Source organism: Sphingobacterium sp. B16(2022) (genome assembly GCF_012030425.1).
Classification (GTDB): domain Bacteria; phylum Bacteroidota; class Bacteroidia; order Sphingobacteriales; family Sphingobacteriaceae; genus Sphingobacterium; species Sphingobacterium anhuiense.
In genome coordinates, this window is the sequence record NZ_JAAUVN010000007.1 from 73837 (window position 1) to 93279 (window position 19443).

Genomic DNA, 19443 nt, shown 5'->3' on the forward strand with positions numbered 1-19443 from the left:
ATAAATTATTTATCGCATGATGCGATCAAATTATTTAAGTTTTAAATTCAAATTTAAGCTCAATTCGTTCAATTGATCCTGATGGATAGTTGAAGGAGCATCGATCATCACATCTCTTCCTGAATTGTTTTTAGGGAAAGCAATGACGTCACGAATAGAGTCTATTCCAGCTAATAATGCAACTAAACGATCAAATCCAAATGCTAATCCACCATGCGGAGGAGCACCGTAAGTAAATGCTTCCATTAAGAAACCAAATTGTTTTTGTGCCTCTTCGGGTGTGAACCCTAAATGTTTGAACATCAAAGATTGCAATTCACGATCGTGGATACGAATCGAACCACCACCTACTTCAGTACCGTTGAGTACAAAATCGTACGCATTTGCTCTAACTTCACCAGGATTAGTATCCAATAATGCAATATCCTCCGGTTTTGGAGAAGTAAAAGGATGGTGCATCGCATGGTAACGTTCAGATTCTTCATCCCACTCTAATAGTGGAAAATCAAGTACCCAAAGTGGTGCAAATTTGTTTTTATCACGAAGACCCAATTGATTGGCCACTTCAAGACGAAGTTCATTTAATTGTTTACGTACTTTATCCTTTGGACCGGCCATGATTAGGAATAAGTCACCAGGTTTAGCATTAAATAATTTTGCAAATTCTAATAATTGCTCAGGTGTATAAAACTTGTCAACGGAAGATTTTACCGTACCGTCTTCATTGTAGCGCGCATATACAAGACCTGTTGCACCAACTTGAGGACGTTTTACAAAATCGGTCAATGCATCGAGCTGTTTACGAGTATAGTATGCACAATTTTCTGCGTTAATACCAACTACTAATTCAGCTGCATCAAACACAGGGAAGCCTTTGTCTTTTGCAACTTCATTTAATTCTACGAATTGCATACCGAATCGGATATCTGGTTTATCAGAACCGTATAAACGCATCGCATCGGCGTACGTCATACGAGGTACTTCTCCCAAATCAATATTCTTGATTTTTTTGAAAATATGCTTTGCTAAACCTTCAAATATATTTAAAACATCTTCTTGCTCTACGAATGACATTTCGCAGTCAATCTGTGTAAATTCGGGTTGACGGTCTGCACGTAGATCCTCGTCGCGGAAACATTTTACAATTTGAAAATACCGGTCGAAACCAGATACCATCAATAATTGCTTGAATGTTTGTGGCGATTGTGGTAAGGCATAGAATTCTCCTGCATTCATACGAGAGGGAACAACAAAATCACGAGCACCTTCCGGTGTTGATTTGATCAATACAGGGGTTTCAACTTCTAAAAAGTTTTGCTCGTCAAGAAAACGACGAACTTCCTGAGCTGTTTTGTGACGTAAAATTAAGTTTTCACGAACTGGGTTACGACGTAAGTCTAAGTATCTGAATTTCATTCTGATGTCTTCCCCGCCGTCGGTTTCATCTTCGATGGTAAATGGTGGCGTTTTCGCCGAATTTAATATTTCTAAAGAAGAAACTTTGATTTCAATTTCTCCAGTTGGAATTTTTAGATTTTTACTCGAACGTTCGATAACTGTTCCAGTTACTTTAATCACATATTCACGGCCTAGTTCACGTGCGCTAGCGCGTAAAGAATCGTCGTCATCCGAATTAAAAGTTAATTGTGTAATGCCATAGCGATCTCTTACATCTATGAAAGTCATTCCGCCTAAATCGCGAGATTTTTGAACCCAACCGCTAAGTGTTACTGTTTTACCTAAGTCAGCTATTGTTAATTCTCCGCACGTGTTTGTTCTATGCATACGCTAAATTTTAATTTTACTACAAAATTATCTGTTTTTAGGGAGAATAACGAATGGCAATTTTGTTTTTTGAAAGAAACTCCATTACACTTTTGGAAGCTGCTATTATTTCCATGGTAAATTAAATTTTTCATTCTTAGAATTGGTGAATTTTGAAACTAGTTGGTGTATTTTAAGGATGAATTTTAATGTTTTTATTTAACTGTTTTTTTATCCCACATTCTCCCATTTTTGAGTCATTTTTTGTAAAAAATATGTTTTTTGACGTAGTTTCAGTCCAGTTTGACGAAAATAAAAGTGATTTTTGAGGTCTTTTTTTTCGTGTTATACCGTTTTTTGAAACGGTATAAAAACTGTATTTATGCGCTGATATTTAGCTTTTTGCCTGCTTTTTCCTCAAGTAATTTTCAATTAAATGTAGCGGGCTGGCTATGTGGAAAACTTTTTTGTGGGTAAAAGTGGGTAAAAGTGGGTGAAAGTGTATACTTTTACATTGAATTTGAAACCAATGTGTACAAAATGAGTTTTTTAATTGGCGAATATGAATGCAAGTTGGACACCAAAGGAAGAATGGTGTTGCCCGCTGCGCTCAAAAGGCAATTGCCTGATGTTGAGCGTGAGGGACTTGTGATCAATCGTGGATTTGAAAAACATTTGGTGATCTATACGCGCGAGGAGTGGAATGCGATTACAGCTCGGTTAGCTCAGTTGAATCAGTACGTTGAAAAAAATAGGATGTTTATCCGAAATTTTACACGTGGTGCAACGGAGCTAAGTTTGGATGCTGCTGGTCGTGTTTTGTTGCCAAAGGGTTTGCTAGATTATTCAGGTATCACAGGTGAAGTTGTTTTGGCTTGCCAGGTTAATAAAATTGAAGTTTGGTCCAAAGACGGATATGAAGAGTTTATGAATGGAGATCTTGGAGAGGATTTTTCAGCTTTGGCCGAGCAGGTTATGGGAGGTTTTGATTTAGGAGGATTAGCGAATGGATAATGTTTATCACGTACCAGTAATGTTAAAAGAGTGCATGGATGCTTTGGCGATTAAGCCAAATGGTATTTATGTGGATGTTACTTTTGGTGGCGGAGGGCACTCAAGAGAAATTTTGAAACACTTGGGACCTGAGGGCAGGTTATTTGCTTTTGATCAGGATCCAGATGCATTAAATAATGTAATTGATGATGCTAGATTTACCTTGATCCATCAAAATTTTCGTTTCTTAAAAAACAATCTTCGTTTGAACGGGGTGAAGCAGGTGGATGGTATTTTAGCTGATTTGGGAGTTTCGTCTCATCAGTTTGATGCCGCTGACCGTGGCTTCTCTATTCGTTTTGATGCGGATCTGGATATGCGTATGGATCAGATTTCTGATGTTGACGCTCGTGCAGTATTAGCGACTTACGCTGAGGAGGATCTTCATCGTATTTTCGGAATGTACGGGGAGATCGTTAATGCAAAAACATTGGCAAAGACAATTGTGACAGCTCGTTTGACTGCTCCTATTAATACGGTTGCGGAATTAAAGGAAGCGATCAAGAAGTTAGTGCCTAGAGGGAAAGAGCATAAATATCATGCGCAGGTTTTTCAGGCTTTGCGTATTGAAGTTAATAAAGAGTTAGAAGCTCTGCAGGAGTTTTTATTACAGACGGTCGATGTTTTAAAATCAGAAGGACGTCTTGTGGTCATGTCTTATCATTCTTTAGAAGATCGCTTGGTTAAGAATTTTATGGCTAAGGGCAAGTTTAGAGGTGATGTAGAGAAGGACTTTTTTGGGAATGAAATAAAACCATTTCATGTTATCAGTCGTAAAGCAATTACGGCTAATGATACAGAACTGGTTGAAAATAATAGATCGCGTAGTGCGAAACTGCGTATTGCTGAAAAGTTGGAGATAGCTTAATGCTTTAATAAAGTGTCGAGATGGGCAAGAATACAATAAAACAGCAGGGATTAAGCGAGGAGCTTCAAGAGGAACTACAGGAAGCAGTTGAGGAAAAAGCCGAGGAGACCCAGAAGTTTCTGCGGACGCTACTTACTGCTGGTAATTTGTCTATATATTCCATCGTCAATTATCTGCCATTTATTGGGTTTGTAACACTGCTCATGTTGCTTTATATTACAAATAGGCATTTTGCGGAGCGTACGATTCGTAATATCGATAAGCTGGGGAAGGAAGTTAAAGAGTTAAGCTGGGATCATAAATCACTTTCGGCAGAACTCATGAAAATGTCCACTCAAACTGAAATTGCGAAACGTGTGGATTCTTTAGGTTTGAAAGAGCGGGTAGAGCCACCGATCAAGATCGAAATTGTAAAAGAAAAAAAGAAGTAGGAGACGTTTATGAATATCAGAACTACCATTCTATTTCGTGTTTATATCGCATTCGGTTTAATCGTCCTTGTGGCGATTGCTGTGTTTACGAAGCTTTTTCATTTACAGTATATTGACGGTGATAAATGGCGGGAGTTGTCAGATAGTTTATCCATTCAGGAGCGTGAAGTAGAGGCTGCTCGTGGAAATATCTACTCTAATGATGGAAGCTTACTGGCGACATCTGTACCTGAATACGAATTGCGCTTTGATGCTATGGCTATTCCGGAAGAGGAAAACGATTATTTCAATCTGAAAGTTGATTCTTTGGCGATTAAACTGTCGGGATTTTTTAAAGATAAATCTTCTAGACAGTATTTGACATTATTAAAACAGGCAAGAAATAAAAAGCAACGTTATGTCTTGATTAAGCGAGCTGTTTCGCATCAAGACCTGAAAGTTATTAGGAATTTTCCGTTGCTTAAAGCTGTTCGTGTTGGTAAAGAACGTTATCCTGGTGGTTTGATTACAGAGCGTCAGAATAAGCGTATTCTTCCGTTTGTTAATTTGGCTGCGCGGACAATAGGCTATAAAAATGTCAAAGAAAATATTCATGTTGGACTTGAAGGTGCCTATGGTGAATATATTGACGGAAAAAGTGGAAAACGCCTGATGCAAAGAATTGCAGGGGGTGTATGGATTCCTGTTAACCGTGATATTGAAGTGGCTCCTGTAGATGGGGCTGATATTATCTCAACCATTGATATCAATATGCAGGATATGGCACAAAGGGCCTTGGAGAAGCAGATGATAGCAAGTAATGCTGATGAAGGTTGTGTTGTGATGATGGAGGTTAAAACGGGAGAAGTTCGTGCTGTTGCAAATTTTACGAAAGACAAAGATGGTGTCTACCGTGAAAAAATGAATATTGCGATTGCACAGAGTGCTGAACCAGGATCTACATTTAAACTAGCATCTTATCTGGCTGCTATTGATGATGGGTTGATCGATTCGAGTACTCATGTGAATGTTGGAAACGGAAACTGGCCGATCTACCGTCACACGATTAAAGATTCACATGCGCCTAAAAAATCAATAATGAGTGCGCAGGAAGCTTTTGAACAATCGTCAAACGTAGGTATTACGAAATTGATTTATGAGCATTATAAAGATAATCCAGGGAAATTTTCAGCTAAGCTGCATTCTTTTGGATTAGATCAGAAATTAAAATTACAAATAACGGGAGAAGGAGCTCCCTTGATAAAAACTCCAAAAAGTAAGAGTTGGAGTGGTCTGTCACTTGTACAAATGGCTTATGGCTACGAGCTAAAAGTGACACCATTACAGATGTTGACATTGTATAATGCCGTAGCGAATAATGGAAGAATGATTTCTCCGCTTTTTGTAAAAGAAATCAGACACCTAGGTAATACGGTTGAAAAATTTGAAGCAAGGGTTATTAATGAGAAGATTGCTTCTGATAAAGCCTTGGGACAAATTAGGGGAATGCTGGAAGGTACGATGAAAGATGGAACAGGGAAAACCTTGAGAAATCCATTGTATAGTTCCGGTGGTAAAACAGGAACGGCTCAAATGGCAGACGGTGCGATGGGATATCGTAATCGTAAATATCAATCTTCTTTTGCAGGATATTTTCCTGCTGAAGATCCAAAATATTCGATCATCGTGGTGATTCGAAATCCGAGAAACGGATATTATGGTGCGTCAACAGCGGGACCGGTTTTTAAAGAGCTAGCTGATATGGTGTATGCAAATGATTTGGATATGCACAGTGCTTTTAATAGAAAAAAACTAAATACGTCGGCCTTGAATACGAAGGCTTTAACATTAAAGGGATCGCGCGAAGCGACTCAGAAGGTGTACGAGCAGTTAGGTTTAAAAATTGTGAATTGGAATTCAATTGCACAGAATGATTCAACAAGTTCAACGCTTGGAGTTCCATTTGTGGAGTATCAAATAAAAGAGGGTGTAGTGCCAAATGTTATGGGAATGGGGTTGATTGATGCTTTGTTTGCTCTGGAGAATTCTGGATTTAAAACAAGCGTGATTGGAAAAGGAAAAGTGATTAAGCAATCTTTGATTGCAAGTCAAAAATTACCAATTGGTACAGGTGTAACAATAGAACTGAAGTAGAATGAAGAATTTAAAATCAATATTACATGCTATTCCTGTACAGGAGGTAGTCGGTCAACTAGATGTTGAGGTAGTATCGCTTTGCTTTGATTCGCGTCAGGTCGTGTTCGGAAGTTTGTTTATTGCCGTTAGAGGTGTACATACTGATGGGCATTTATTTATTGAAAAAGCAATTGCATTTGGAGCAAGAGCAGTAATTGTAGAAGAGTTGCCGACAGAGACGTTGGATTCTGTTGTTTATATTGTTGTAGCCGATTCAGCATTAGCTTTGGGTATTGTTGCATCTAATTTTTATGATAATCCGTCAAAGAAATTGAAATTGGTTGGCGTGACGGGAACGAATGGTAAAACAACTGTTGCAACGTTGTTGTTTCAGCTGTTTTCAGAATTGGGTTATCATGTTGGGCTTTTGTCAACTGTACAGAATCAGATCGGTGATCGTATTATACCTGCAACACATACAACTCCTGATCCTATTCAATTAAATCACTTATTGAGTGAAATGGTTGAAGAGGGATGTGATTACTGTTTTATGGAGGTAAGTTCGCATGCAGTAGTGCAACAACGGATTGCAGGTTTGAAATTTACAGGCGCTATTTTTACGAACATTACGCATGATCATCTAGATTTTCATAAAACTTTCAGTAGTTACATTAAGGCAAAGAAAAAGTTTTTTGATGATTTAGATACAGCAGCTTTTGCACTGACGAATGAAGATGATCGTAATGGACAGGTGATGTTGCAAAACACATTTGCTTATAAAAAGACATATGGCTTGCATTCTGGTGCAGATTTTAGTGCTAGAATTGTGGAAAGTCATTTCGATGGGATGTTGATGAACATCGATGGTCATGATGTTTGGGTGAAATTGGTTGGAGGCTTTAATGCTTATAATTTATTGGCAGTTTATGGAGCTGCTATTTTGCTGGAGCAAGAAACTGTTCGTGTATTGACTGCAATGAGTGTCTTGACTGGTGCAGAAGGACGTTTTGAAACCATGAAAGCACCGAATGGCGTCTTCGGAATTGTTGATTATGCACATACACCTGATGCTGTTGAGAATGTATTGCAGACCATTGAAAAATTACGTAATGAGAGTCAGCAGATTATTACGGTACTGGGATGTGGTGGTGATCGTGATAAAACAAAAAGACCCGAGATGTCACAGTCGGCATTACGTTATAGTGATCGTCTGATTATTACATCAGATAACCCAAGAACGGAAGATCCGCTTGTTATTATCAAAGAGATGGAAGCGGGTGTTGCTCCTGAGCAAAAGAGTAAAGTTTTGTCTATTGCCGATCGTAAAGAGGCTATCCGAGTAGCATATCAATTGGCTAAGCCAGGTGATATTATTGTGATAGCTGGAAAAGGACATGAAAAGTATCAAGAAGTGAATGGTGTACGCCATCATTTTGATGATAAAGAAATTTTAGAATTAACATTTAACGAAGAATAAGAATATGTTGTACCATTTATTCACATGGTTAAACGAATACGTGCACATTCCAGGAGCTGGACTGTTTCAGTATATTTCTTTCAGAACATCGATGGCGGTGATTGCATCATTGATCATCACGACTGTCTTTGGAGGAAAACTGATTCAGGTACTTCAGAATAAGCAAGTGGGAGAGACCATCCGTGATTTAGGATTAGAGGGGGAGAAAAAGAAACAAGGTACACCAACTATGGGTGGTTTGATTATTATTGCAGGTATTCTAATTCCGACTTTATTGTTTGCGAAGCTGACGAATATTTATGTCATCATTATGATCGTTGCTACACTTTGGATGGGAGCTGTCGGATTTTTGGATGATTATATTAAAGTATTTCGTCATAATAAGGAAGGTCTGGCTGGCCGTTTTAAGGTAATCGGTCAAACTGGTCTAGGTATTTTCATTGCATGTACAATGTATTTTCATCCAGAAATTGTCGTACGTCAAAATGTTGCATCACCTACTTCGACTAAACCTGTTGAGGTTGTGATCAATCAGAGTACCGGTGAGAAGACTTATGCAGAGAATGTGAAATCATCGAAAACAAATATTCCTTTTTATAAGAATAACGAATTTGACTATGCTAAAGTGTTTAAGGTATTTGGACTTAATAGTAATGTTTTAACGTTTATTGTATTCTTGGTCGTTGTAGTATTTATTGTGACAGCGGTATCTAATGGTGCAAATATCACAGATGGTATTGATGGTTTAGCAACGGGTACTTCTGCAATTATTGGTGTTACACTAGCCATTTTAGCTTATGTGTCCGGTAACGTTATTTTTTCAGACTACCTGAATATCATGTATATTCCTAATTCGGGAGAGCTTGTGATTTTTGCAGGTGCTTTTGTTGGGGCATGCGTTGGCTTTTTATGGTACAATACTTATCCTGCTCAGGTATTTATGGGAGATACGGGTAGTTTGGCTATTGGTGGTATTATTGCCGCTTTTGCGATTTTGATCCGTAAAGAACTGCTGATCCCGATATTGTGCGGTGTTTTCTTATTGGAACTGGTTTCTGTTATTTTGCAGGTTTCTTATTTTAAATACACAAAGAAAAAATATGGTGAGGGAAGACGTATTTTCTTAATGTCTCCTTTGCATCATCATTTTCAAAAGAAAGGTTATCATGAAGCTAAGATTGTAACCCGGTTTGTGATTGTTGGAATTATTTTGGCCATTTTGACCATCGTAACATTAAAAATTAGATAACAGTATGGCGAACATTTCATCAACATATTATCCACAGTCGGGAAAACTAATCGTTCTTGGAGCAGGTGAGAGTGGTGTAGGTACTGCTATACTGGCAAAACAGAAAGGTTTTGATGTTTTTGTTTCTGATATGGGAATGATTGCATCGCACTATAAAGTGCAGCTGGATGAAGAACAGATTACTTATGAGGAGGGCACTCATACCGAGAAACGTATTTTATTGGCGGATCTTGTTGTGAAAAGTCCCGGTATTCCGGAACATGCTCCTTTAGTCATTGCGTTGAAAGCTAAACATATTCCTGTTATTGCAGAAATAGAATTTGCTGCACAATATACCGACGCTAAATTGATCTGTATTACGGGATCAAATGGGAAATCGACCACTACCATGTTGACCTATGAGATGCTGAAGCATGCAGGTAAACATGTAGGATTAGCAGGAAATATCGGTAAAAGCTTTGCGCTGCAAGTCGCACGTGAGCAATTTGATGTTTATGTATTGGAAATTTCGAGCTTTATGCTGGATGATATGTACCAATTTAGAGCAGACATCGCTGTTATTTTGAATATTACCGCTGATCATCTGGATCGTTATGATTATAAGGTGGAGAATTACGTGGATTCTAAGTTTCGAATGATTCAAAATCAGACAAAAGACGATTACTTCATTTATTGTCTTGATGATCCACAAACAGCAGCAGGTTTAAAAAGACATCATACTGCAGCAATGCATTTGCCTTTTACACAGGAACAAAAAGTAGAATTTGGAGCATATTTGACTTCAATTAAAGATATTATAATTAACATACCTAATAGCGATACATTTACTATGAGAACGGAAGAGTTGTCTTTGACAGGGAAACACAATGTGTACAACAATATGGCTTCTGGCCTTATTGCTAAGGTTCAAGAGTTGAGAAATCAAGCTATGAAGGAAAGTATGAGCTCATATGTTAATATTGCACATCGTTTGGAGCAAGTAGCTTGTATAGGTGGCGTTAATTATATTAATGATTCAAAAGCAACCAATGTTAACTCGGTTTGGTATGCTTTGGAAAGTGTATCCACACCTATCGTTTTGATGTTAGGTGGCGTGGATAAGGGCAATGATTATGAAATGTTGCGCGATTTAGTTAAAAATAAAGTACGTGCTATTGTTTGTATCGGCAAAGATAATACGGCTATTCACGCCGCATTTGAAGATGATACGGAATTGATCGTAAACAGTTCTTCTATGAAAGATGCGGTGCAATTAGCATCTCATTTGGCTCAAAAAGGAGATACGGTATTGTTGTCACCAGCGTGTGCAAGTTTTGACTGGTTTAAAAATTACGAAGATCGCGGTGATAAATTTAAAGCCGCAGTGATGGAGTTGTAGTGGATATAGGTTTTATAAATCTAAAGTAATTAAATATGGTAGAGCATCTACTTTCTAAATTAAAGGGCGACCGTTGGATATGGATTATTGTAATCCTGCTTTCGGGCTGGTCTTTGTTAGCGGTCTACAGTTCTGTAGGAACGTTGGCATATAAAGAAGGTAAGGGAACAGAATTATATCTGTTCAAGCACTTCTCTTTAATTGCTGTTGGTTTTGTGTTGATGTATTTATCGCATAAACTGGATTACCGTTATTATGCAGGTATTTCCAAATTGTTGATGGCGATAACGGTTCCATTGCTTTTATATACATTGATTTTTGGAAGTAAGGTGAATGATGCAAGTCGTTGGGTTACGATCCCTGTGATTAATCAGACTTTTCAAACTTCCGATTTGGCAAAGTTGGCATTGATTACGTTCTTAGCTCGTATGTTGTCTAGGAAGCAAGAGGAGATAAAAGATGTCAAGAAATCATTTATTCCGATCATGGGTGCTGTTTGTGGTGTCTTTGTTTTAATTGCTTGGGCGAATATGTCTACAGCAATTATGTTGTTTGGGGTATGTGTATTACTGCTCTTAATTGGGCGTATTAGTTTTAAGCAGATCGCTATTGTATCTGCCGGTGTGGTATTGCTCGGAATAATTGTTGTTTCGATCGGTCCAAGACGAGCAACTTATTACAGTCGTGTCAAGTCTTTTATCGGGGTTGAAAAAGATAAACAGGAAGGTATGCCTGTTTCATTTCAGGATGATAAAAACTATCAGGCTAATAATGCGAAGATTGCAATAGCGACGGGAGGTGTTTTTGGTAAAGGACCAGGTAATAGTATTCAGAGAAATGTATTGCCACACCCTTATTCGGATTTTATATTTGCCATCATCATTGAAGAATATGGAACAATAGGCGGTGTCGTCTTAATTTTTCTATATCTCGCTTTGATGTATAGATGTATTCGTATTGTGACATTAAGCCCTAAAGCATTTGGTGCTTTTTTAGCCGCAGGGCTAGGCTTTAGTTTGACTATTCAAGCATTTGCGAATATGGCAGTAGCAGTAGGTTTGGGTCCGGTGACCGGTGTTCCGCTTCCCTTAGTGAGTATGGGAGGAACATCAATTCTATTTACCAGTATTGCATTAGGAATTATCTTAAGTGTAAGTAGAAATATTGAAGAGTTAAAAGGTAAACAGGAATTGGATGAACGACCAAAGGAAAAAAGAGTGGTCGTTGGTACGATTCCAGTATAAAAGATATAAAGAATGGCTATACGTGTGATCATAAGTGGTGGTGGTACTGGCGGACATATTTTTCCGGCAGTAGCAATTGCTAATGCACTAAAAGCATTGGATCCGCAAAATGAAATTCTTTTTGTTGGAGCTAACGGCCGTATGGAAATGGAGAAAGTTCCAGCAGCAGGTTATAAAATTGCGGGATTAGATATTCAAGGGATCAATAGACAACAGTTTTGGAAAAATATATTTTTACCGTTCAAGCTGTTTAAAAGCATGAACAAAGCACGTAAAATTGTCCGTGAGTTTAAACCTGATGTAGCTGTTGGTGTTGGTGGTTTTGCTTCTGGCCCCTTATTGATGGTAGCAAATCGATTGCATATACCAACACTCGTACAAGAACAAAATTCTTATGCGGGAGTTACCAATAAGCGCTTAGGAAATAAGGCAGCTAAGATTTGTGTTGCTTATGAAGGTATGGAACAATTTTTTCCAGCAGAGAGATTATTGTTAACGGGTAATCCGATTCGCCGTGCTTCTATTGAGATTGAAGGTAAGCGTGAAGAAGCGTTGGCCTTTTTTGGATTAGATGCTGATAAAAAGACAATTTTAGTCACGGGTGGCAGTCTAGGAGCACGTACTTTGAATGAAAGTGTAATGGCTTCTCTCGGGAAGTTTGATGATGCAAATATACAAGTGATATGGCAGTGTGGAAGTTACTATTTCGATAAATTAAGTCAAGAATTGAAAGATAAACTTTCTGGTCGTGTTCATATGCTTGCTTTCTTGCAACGTATGGATTACGCTTATGCAGCGGCTGATATGATTATTGGCCGTGCAGGTGCTGGAACGATCTCAGAACTATGTGTGGTTGGTAAGCCGGTAATATTGGTTCCTTCGCCCAATGTAGCGGAAGATCATCAAACAAAAAATGCGATGGCTTTGGTGAATAAACATGCGGCGGTATTAGTTAAGGATAACGAGGCAAAAGCAACATTATTTGACACAGCTATTGCTTTGCTCGGTAATGAATCTGAATCGAAAGCTTTGGCTCAAAATATAAAGAAATTAGCGCTTCTTGATGCGGACGTAGTCATTGCAAAAGAAGTTATAAAATTGGCAAATAAAAGGTAGAAATAATGAAAATTGACGCAATCAAACAAGTATATCTTATTGGGATAGGTGGAATTGGAATGAGTGGACTTGCTCGTTATTTTGCTCACTTAGGATGCGTAGTGAAGGGATATGATCGTACGGAAACGGAATTGACTAAAACATTAGTGTCAGAAGGAATTGAAATTTCGTATGTTGATGATGTCAATACGATAGATCCGATATTTAATATTTCTAATGAAGAAACATTAATCATTTTTACTCCTGCTATTCCTAAAGATTCTAAAATTAAACATCATCTGGAAGAAGTAGGGCATACGCTACATAAGAGATCTGAAGTTTTAGGCATCATTAGTGAAAGTCGTTTTACAATTGGTGTGGCGGGTACACATGGTAAAACGACAACTTCTACCATGGTGGCCCACATATTAAAGGATAGTGGTTTTGACTGCTCTGCTTTTCTAGGCGGTATCAGTTCCAATTACGATACAAATGTTTTGTATGGTAATAATGATGTGGTCGTCGTAGAAGCGGATGAATATGATCGCTCATTCTTAACCTTACATCCTAATATAGCTATTGTGACTTCAGCTGATGCTGATCATTTGGATATTTATGGTGATGCAAGCCAACTTTTGACGACTTTTCAAATGTATTTGGATCGAGTTGTTGAAGGTGGTACGCGTATTGTTAAGAAGGGTTTACCTTTTGAAAGTCAAATCTCGTATTCTGGACATGATGTTGCAGATGTTTATGCTTCTAATGTACATGTTAAAGATGGAGAATTTTATTTTGATTACATTTCAGGAGATGCAAAGATTGAAGATATTCATTTGGGAATACCGGGCACGCATAATGTTGAAAATGCTGTAGCGGCAATAACTGTTGCCCGTATTTTGGGTATTGCAGATGATAAAATAAAAGTTGCACTAACGAATTTTAGAGGTGTTAAAAGACGTTTTGAATATATCGTAAGAAGTCCGTCTGCTATTTATGTAGATGATTATGCACATCATCCGGAAGAGTTGCGTGCATTTTTGAGCTCGATGCGTAAGCTATATCCGAATAAGAAGTTGACAGTTGTATTTCAGCCACATCTCTTTACGAGAACCCGTGATTTTATAGAAGGATTTGCAGAAGTGCTTTCTATGGCAGATCGTGTACTACTTATGGAAATCTATCCTGCTCGTGAATTACCTATCGAAGGTGTAAATTCATCTTGGTTGTTGAGTAAAATCACGGCACCGGAAAAAGCTGTTGTTACAGCCGAGGAAGTATTGGCAATTGCTCAGTGTGAAAAACTGGAATTGTTGGTGACAGTTGGAGCTGGTGATATTGATAAATTAGTAAAACCATTGAAGGAAATTTTAGCACATGCTTAAATATTTACACAACATACGATGGAATCGCGTATTATATTTATCACTCTTTTTTTTAGGTGTGATAGCTGTAATCATTGTGATGTCCTTGGTCAATCGCAAAGATGACCTTCAAGTATGTCGTGAGGTAAATATTTTTATTGAAGGAAAAGAAGCTTTTATTGATCAAGGAGATATCTCTGCGCTTATCAGTAAAAGTTATGGCAATATAATTGGTAAGCCATTACTTGATATTCCTTTAGAAAAGATCGAAAAAACGTTGAAAAAGTTGCCTTACGTATCTAAGGCAACGGTTCATTTGGATATGGATGGTATTCTAGCCATTAATATCGCGCAACGGGAAGTCGTTATGCGTGTCATTAATAAGAATGGTCGGGAATATTATATCGATTTAAATGGATTGAAGGTACCAACTACATTGAAATATGTACCTCATGTCATGATTGCAACAGGTAATATTGAAGAGGGGTATAAGAATCCTTTGGATTCGATTAACTCTACACTGGTAAAGGATTTATTACGAGTGACACAGTTTATCGAAAATGATGAGCTGTGGAGCAATCAAGTTGTACAGGTATTTGTTAACAATGATAAAGATATTGAATTGGTACCTCGAGTCGGAAATCAGCAGCTTGTTATCGGCACTGCCGATTCTTTAGACCAAAAGTTTAGTTTGTTGCAGACATTTTATAAAGAAATAATCCCTAAAGTCGGGGTTGACGCTTACAATAAAGTGAATGTAAAATATGCAGGTCAAATTATTTGTGAAAAACGTGGTGTTTGGACATTTGATGATCTGCATAATCCGGAGAAGAAAGTAAAGAATAACACATTATAGTATACAGCATCAATACAGAATATTATGAATCCAAAATCAGCAGAAATCGAAAGAGAGAACCCAATTATTGTGGGACTCGATATTGGTACAACCAAGATTTGCGTTACAGTTGGAAGACGTAGTGGCGGAAATAAAATAGAACTTTTAGGCGTTGGTAAAGCAGATTCGGCAGGAGTAAGCCGAGGTGTGGTCGCGAACATTCAAAAAACGGTGAGCAGCATTCTTGAAGCGGTTGAAATAGCCGAAAATCAATCAAATGTTGATATCAAAGTGGTGAATGTTGGTATTGCTGGCCAACATATCAAAAGTATTCAACATCGTGGTATTTTTACCAAGACTGATAGCGATGATGAAGTTACAAGAAAAGATATTGAACGTCTTATTTCGGATATGTATAAATTAGTGTTGCCTCCTGGAGAAGAAATTATCCATGTGTTGCCGCAGGAATTTACGATCGATAATGAGCCGGGTATTCGAGAACCGATCGGTATGGCAGGACGTCGCATTGAAGCGAATTTCCATATTATTTCGGGACGTGTTACGGATATTCGAAATATTAAAAGATGTATTGATAATTCAAATTTAGAGGTTTCAGAATTAATTCTTGAACCTTTGGCATCATCTGAAGCTGTATTGGATGATGACGAAAAAAATGCTGGTGTTGTTTTAGTTGATATTGGAGGAGGTACTACAGACGTAGCGATTTTCCATGAAGGAATCATTCGTCACACTGCTGTAATTCCTTTAGGAGGGAATATCGTGACGGAAGATATTCGTCAAGGTTGTTCTGTATTGAGAAGTCAAGCTGAGTTGTTAAAAACACGATTCGGATCTGCATTAGCTGATGAAAATAAGGAAAACGAAGTAATTTGTGTTCCCGGATTAAAAGGTCGTGAACCTAAAGAGATTTCAGTAAAAAATCTTGCATACATTATTCAAGCACGTATGGAGGAGATTATTGAACATGTGTACTATGAGATCAAATCTTCTGGTTATGAAAATAAACTGATCGGTGGAATCGTTATTACTGGAGGTGGTGCCCAATTGAAACATTTGGTACAACTTGTTGAATATATCACTGGCATTGATTGCCGTATCGGTTTTCCTAATGAATACTTGGCAAAAAATGAAGTTTTGCCAAAGGCTTTGTATGAAGAATTGAAAAGTCCATTATATGCTACCAGTATAGGTTTGTTGATGAAGGGTATTCAGGCGCACGAGGATGAAGTAGAGACCAGAAGAGCGCCTAAAGTTGTAAAGAAGGATGTTGAGTCTGTGAAAGAGGTCGGCGAGCAACAACAGAAGGAGCATGGTTTGCTAACATGGTTCAAAAAATTAATGAAGGATGGCAATGAAATTGATGATGCCACTTTCTTGGATAAAAAATAGTTTTCAACACTTTATGTTTTTTTCCACATTTTAAACATTTGTGGAAAAAAATTGTTGAAAATATGTTATTATTACATTACGAATATTGAGTTTAGGTGAAGTTTGTACTGAAGTCATTATGAGTTAAATAGGGATAAGTTATGTCAATACAGTTTGAAATGTTAAAAGAACAATCATCAATAATTAAGGTTATTGGGGTTGGTGGTGGTGGCGGTAATGCCGTTAACCACATGTATAAACAAGGAATTAGTGGGGTAGATTTCATCGTGTGTAATACCGATGCTCAAGCTTTGGAGTTAAGTCCAATACCTAATAAAGTACAATTGGGTATGAGTTTGACAGAAGGTATGGGTGCTGGTGCAGATCCTGATGTAGGTGAAAATTCAGCTATCGAAAGTATTGACGATATCAAACGTATGTTAGGTACTAATACCAAAATGCTGTTTATTACTGCAGGAATGGGTGGTGGTACTGGTACTGGAGCTAGTCCCGTATTGGCAAAAGCAGCTAAGGAATTAGGTATTTTGACTGTTGCGATTATTACAACTCCCTTTACTTTCGAAGGTAAACGTCGCCGTTCGCAAGCCGAAGAAGGTTTATCTGAATTGCGTAAATATGTAGATTCGTATTTAGTGATCTCTAACGATCGTTTGAGAGAGATTTTTGGGAATCTTACCATGACAGCAGCTTTTGCAAAAGCTGATGATATTTTAACAACTGCCGCAAAAGGTATCGCTGAGATCATTACTATCCCTGGTTATGTAAACGTCGATTTTAAAGATGTGCGCACAGTGATGAATGATAGTGGTGTTGCCATTATGGGTAATGCTGTTGCTGAAGGTGAAGACCGAGCTATTAAAGCAGTTGAAGGAGCTCTTGCTTCTCCGCTATTAAAAGATAATGAAATTGAAGGTGCCCGTTATATCTTACTGAATATTACTTCTGGTTTAAAGGAAGTAACTATGGATGAGGTTGCTATTATTACTGATTATATTCAAGAGAAAGCTGGTCTTTCTGCAGATTTAATCTGGGGTAATTGTATTGATGAAAACTTTGGCGAGGAACTATCTGTAACAATTATTGCGACAGGATTCCAGACTTCTGAGGAAAGAGATATTGAACGCGAAAATACGAAAGTTACGATGCCTTTAACGGCTGCAGAACAAGTAGCATCTTTTGTTAAACCGGTTAATCAATTTGTACAGAAGGAAGTTACGAATACACCTCTTGTTAATCCTGTGCAAACAAATCCAGAAAACGTTTCAGCTCCTATCCCGACAAATGATTTGTTTTCTGCACCTAAAAATGTTGTTCAACAACAGGTTGCTGTTGAAGGGAATTCGATTATTCGTCATGAATTAAATTTTGAAGAAGTGGTCGAAGAAGAGGCTTCGTCAGCAAATCAGGGAAATGATTTCCAATTAAAAACTTCTCCTTCTGTATTTCAATTTCAGATGCCTACGGTATTTGACGATTACACTGCTGGATCTGTTTCTCCGCAAGAGGAGCAGGCAAATAATTTCTCTGCTTCTGTCAATAATAAAGCTGAAATAGAACAGGTGGAAGAGGAGCAAGTTTCTTTTGAAGATCAATTGGTACGTACAAAAGAACGTATTTTGAGATTGAAGGAGTTGAGTATGAAATTAAAATCTTCAAATGGTCTTCAGGAATTGGAAAATGAGCCAGCTTACAAAAGAAAGCAAATGTCATTAGATGATACGCCGCATTCTTCACAATCTCAGGTTTCCAGATTTACACTGTCTTTTGAAGATGGAAATACAGAAATTAGACCCAATAATTCTTTTTTACATGACAATGTAGATTAGTTTAATTTTGCATAAATAATATGAAAGCTATCTCGTGTGAGATAGCTTTTTTTTGTATCTTTAATTTTTACCATTTATATAGAAATACATTATATTTATGAAATAGCAATGTTGTAAAAACTCTAAAAAAGAGCATATGCATGGTTATGTCATAGAACCGATAAAAACAAGTAGTATAGATATGAATCGCAAATTGAATAATCCAATATGGGTGATGAGTTCAGCATTTGACAAGCTGGATTTAACTGAATTAATAGATAAAACAAAAGAAGTCGGAGCTTCAGGTATTGATTTATGTGTGTTTAGAAAAGATGGCACACGTCAGGATCATACGGCAACACATCTCAATTATGAAGGTTTTACAGCGGAGGATGCAAAACGTACAATAGAAGTTTTCAATCAGGCCGCTTTACATCTGTCTTTGGGGGCTTTCGAGAATATGATCGGTGGAGAAGAAGGTGAACGGGTTAAAAATCAGAATCATTTATTAAAACTTATTCGGATTGCTCATTTACTCGGAGGAGATGCCAATAATGTAAAAGTGGGGACTTTTGTTGGTTATAATCATGATCTTGGTAATCAGATAGATGGCTTTCAGAAAAATCTAGATGAGTACAAACGTGTTTTTGCACCAATTATTAAATATGCTGAAGATCTAGGGGTAACGGTATTGTATGAAAACTGTCCTATGGAAGGCTGGAGATCGTCGCGTTATAGCAGTACTTATAATAATTTGCCAGCAGTATTGGCCGCACGAAAATTGATGTATGAAATGATACCAAGTAAAGCACATGGTGAAATCTATGATCCATCACATGATGTCTGGCAAAATACAGATCCAGTATCTGTTATCAATGCTATGGATATTGAGCGGTTACACCGTATTCATATCAAGACTACACGCAATTTAAGTACACAAGCGCGCACGGACTGGGGCGGTATGTATCCAATGCAGCATGTTGATGCTGACCTTGCTAAGGCTGCTAATATTGCAATTCCAGCACATGATTGGGATAGACATCATTACGAAGCCATGCTTCCTGGATTTGGAGGGTCAGATAGCATGGACTGGAGAGCATTTGTTGATACTTTGCAAAACCGCGCTTTTAACGGAGTTTTTGAAATAGAAAACGAAGCTAAAAATTCTAAAGATACAGGGGTTATGTCTGCTATCTTACAGGGCTTTAATACCTGTGTTAATTTCTTTGCACCAATGCTATGGGAACTGGATGAAAAGAGCGGGTATTCATATAAAAATGAACGTGACTTACAGATCGTACACGGAAAAGATATTCCTGTTGTAACAATTGATGAGTTATCTTAAAAAAATAGAATTC

General features: G+C 37.7%; 15 protein-coding genes. 14 read left to right on the plus strand and 1 reads right to left on the minus strand.

The window, feature by feature from the left end:
• Positions 1-30 precede the first annotated feature (30 nt).
• The gene (aspS, locus tag HCX49_RS24040; protein ID WP_168128354.1) at positions 31-1785 is read right to left on the minus strand and encodes an aspartate--tRNA ligase; all 1755 of its coding nucleotides are present in this window, start codon (positions 1783-1785) and stop codon (positions 31-33) included.
• Positions 1786-2304: 519 nt separating this feature from the next.
• Here aspS and mraZ point away from each other — a divergent pair.
• From mraZ to HCX49_RS24110, 14 genes are all read left to right on the plus strand, one after another.
• Positions 2305-2778: a division/cell wall cluster transcriptional repressor MraZ gene (mraZ, locus tag HCX49_RS24045; protein ID WP_031288067.1), complete on the plus strand. Its 474-nt coding sequence runs from the start codon at positions 2305-2307 to the stop codon at positions 2776-2778.
• The gene (gene rsmH, locus HCX49_RS24050) at positions 2771-3685 is read left to right on the plus strand and encodes a 16S rRNA (cytosine(1402)-N(4))-methyltransferase RsmH (RefSeq protein ID WP_168128355.1); all 915 of its coding nucleotides are present in this window, start codon (positions 2771-2773) and stop codon (positions 3683-3685) included. The genes mraZ and rsmH overlap by 8 nt, the downstream gene beginning before the upstream one ends.
• A 20-nt stretch (positions 3686-3705) precedes the next feature.
• Positions 3706-4116: an FtsL-like putative cell division protein gene (locus HCX49_RS24055; protein ID WP_021189603.1), complete on the plus strand. Its 411-nt coding sequence runs from the start codon at positions 3706-3708 to the stop codon at positions 4114-4116.
• A gap of 9 nt (positions 4117-4125) precedes the next feature.
• A complete protein-coding gene (locus tag HCX49_RS24060) occupies positions 4126-6249 on the plus strand; it encodes a penicillin-binding protein (protein ID WP_021189602.1) in 2124 nt (707 codons plus the stop codon).
• Between the two features lies 1 nt (position 6250).
• Complete coding sequence (locus HCX49_RS24065; RefSeq protein ID WP_168128356.1) at positions 6251-7708, plus strand: UDP-N-acetylmuramoyl-L-alanyl-D-glutamate--2,6-diaminopimelate ligase; 1458 nt, start codon at positions 6251-6253, stop codon at positions 7706-7708.
• 4 nt (positions 7709-7712) lie between these two features.
• Positions 7713-8957, plus strand: coding sequence for a phospho-N-acetylmuramoyl-pentapeptide-transferase (gene mraY, locus HCX49_RS24070; protein ID WP_132772137.1), 1245 nt, complete (start codon positions 7713-7715; stop codon positions 8955-8957).
• A 4-nt stretch (positions 8958-8961) separates the two neighbouring features.
• Entirely contained in the window at positions 8962-10335 is a 1374-nt protein-coding gene (murD, locus tag HCX49_RS24075; protein ID WP_168128357.1) for a UDP-N-acetylmuramoyl-L-alanine--D-glutamate ligase, read from the plus strand.
• 35 nt (positions 10336-10370) lie between these two features.
• A complete protein-coding gene (locus HCX49_RS24080; protein WP_021190261.1) occupies positions 10371-11579 on the plus strand; it encodes an FtsW/RodA/SpoVE family cell cycle protein in 1209 nt (402 codons plus the stop codon).
• A gap of 12 nt (positions 11580-11591) precedes the next feature.
• A complete protein-coding gene (gene murG, locus HCX49_RS24085) occupies positions 11592-12695 on the plus strand; it encodes an undecaprenyldiphospho-muramoylpentapeptide beta-N-acetylglucosaminyltransferase (RefSeq protein WP_168128358.1) in 1104 nt (367 codons plus the stop codon).
• Between the two features lie 5 nt (positions 12696-12700).
• Positions 12701-14056, plus strand: a complete 1356-nt coding sequence (gene murC / locus HCX49_RS24090) for a UDP-N-acetylmuramate--L-alanine ligase (protein ID WP_168128359.1) — start codon at positions 12701-12703, stop codon at positions 14054-14056.
• Entirely contained in the window at positions 14049-14891 is an 843-nt protein-coding gene (locus HCX49_RS24095) for a cell division protein FtsQ/DivIB (protein ID WP_021190259.1), read from the plus strand. Before murC ends, HCX49_RS24095 begins: the two co-directional genes overlap by 8 nt.
• 24 nt (positions 14892-14915) lie before the next feature.
• Entirely contained in the window at positions 14916-16280 is a 1365-nt protein-coding gene (ftsA, locus tag HCX49_RS24100; protein ID WP_132844597.1) for a cell division protein FtsA, read from the plus strand.
• Between the two features lie 140 nt (positions 16281-16420).
• Positions 16421-18106 (plus strand): cell division protein FtsZ, encoded by a 1686-nt coding sequence (gene ftsZ / locus HCX49_RS24105; RefSeq protein WP_168128360.1) that lies wholly within the window; start codon positions 16421-16423, stop codon positions 18104-18106.
• 181 nt (positions 18107-18287) lie between these two features.
• Entirely contained in the window at positions 18288-19430 is a 1143-nt protein-coding gene (locus HCX49_RS24110) for a sugar phosphate isomerase/epimerase family protein (RefSeq protein ID WP_168128361.1), read from the plus strand.
• Positions 19431-19443 lie beyond the last annotated feature (13 nt).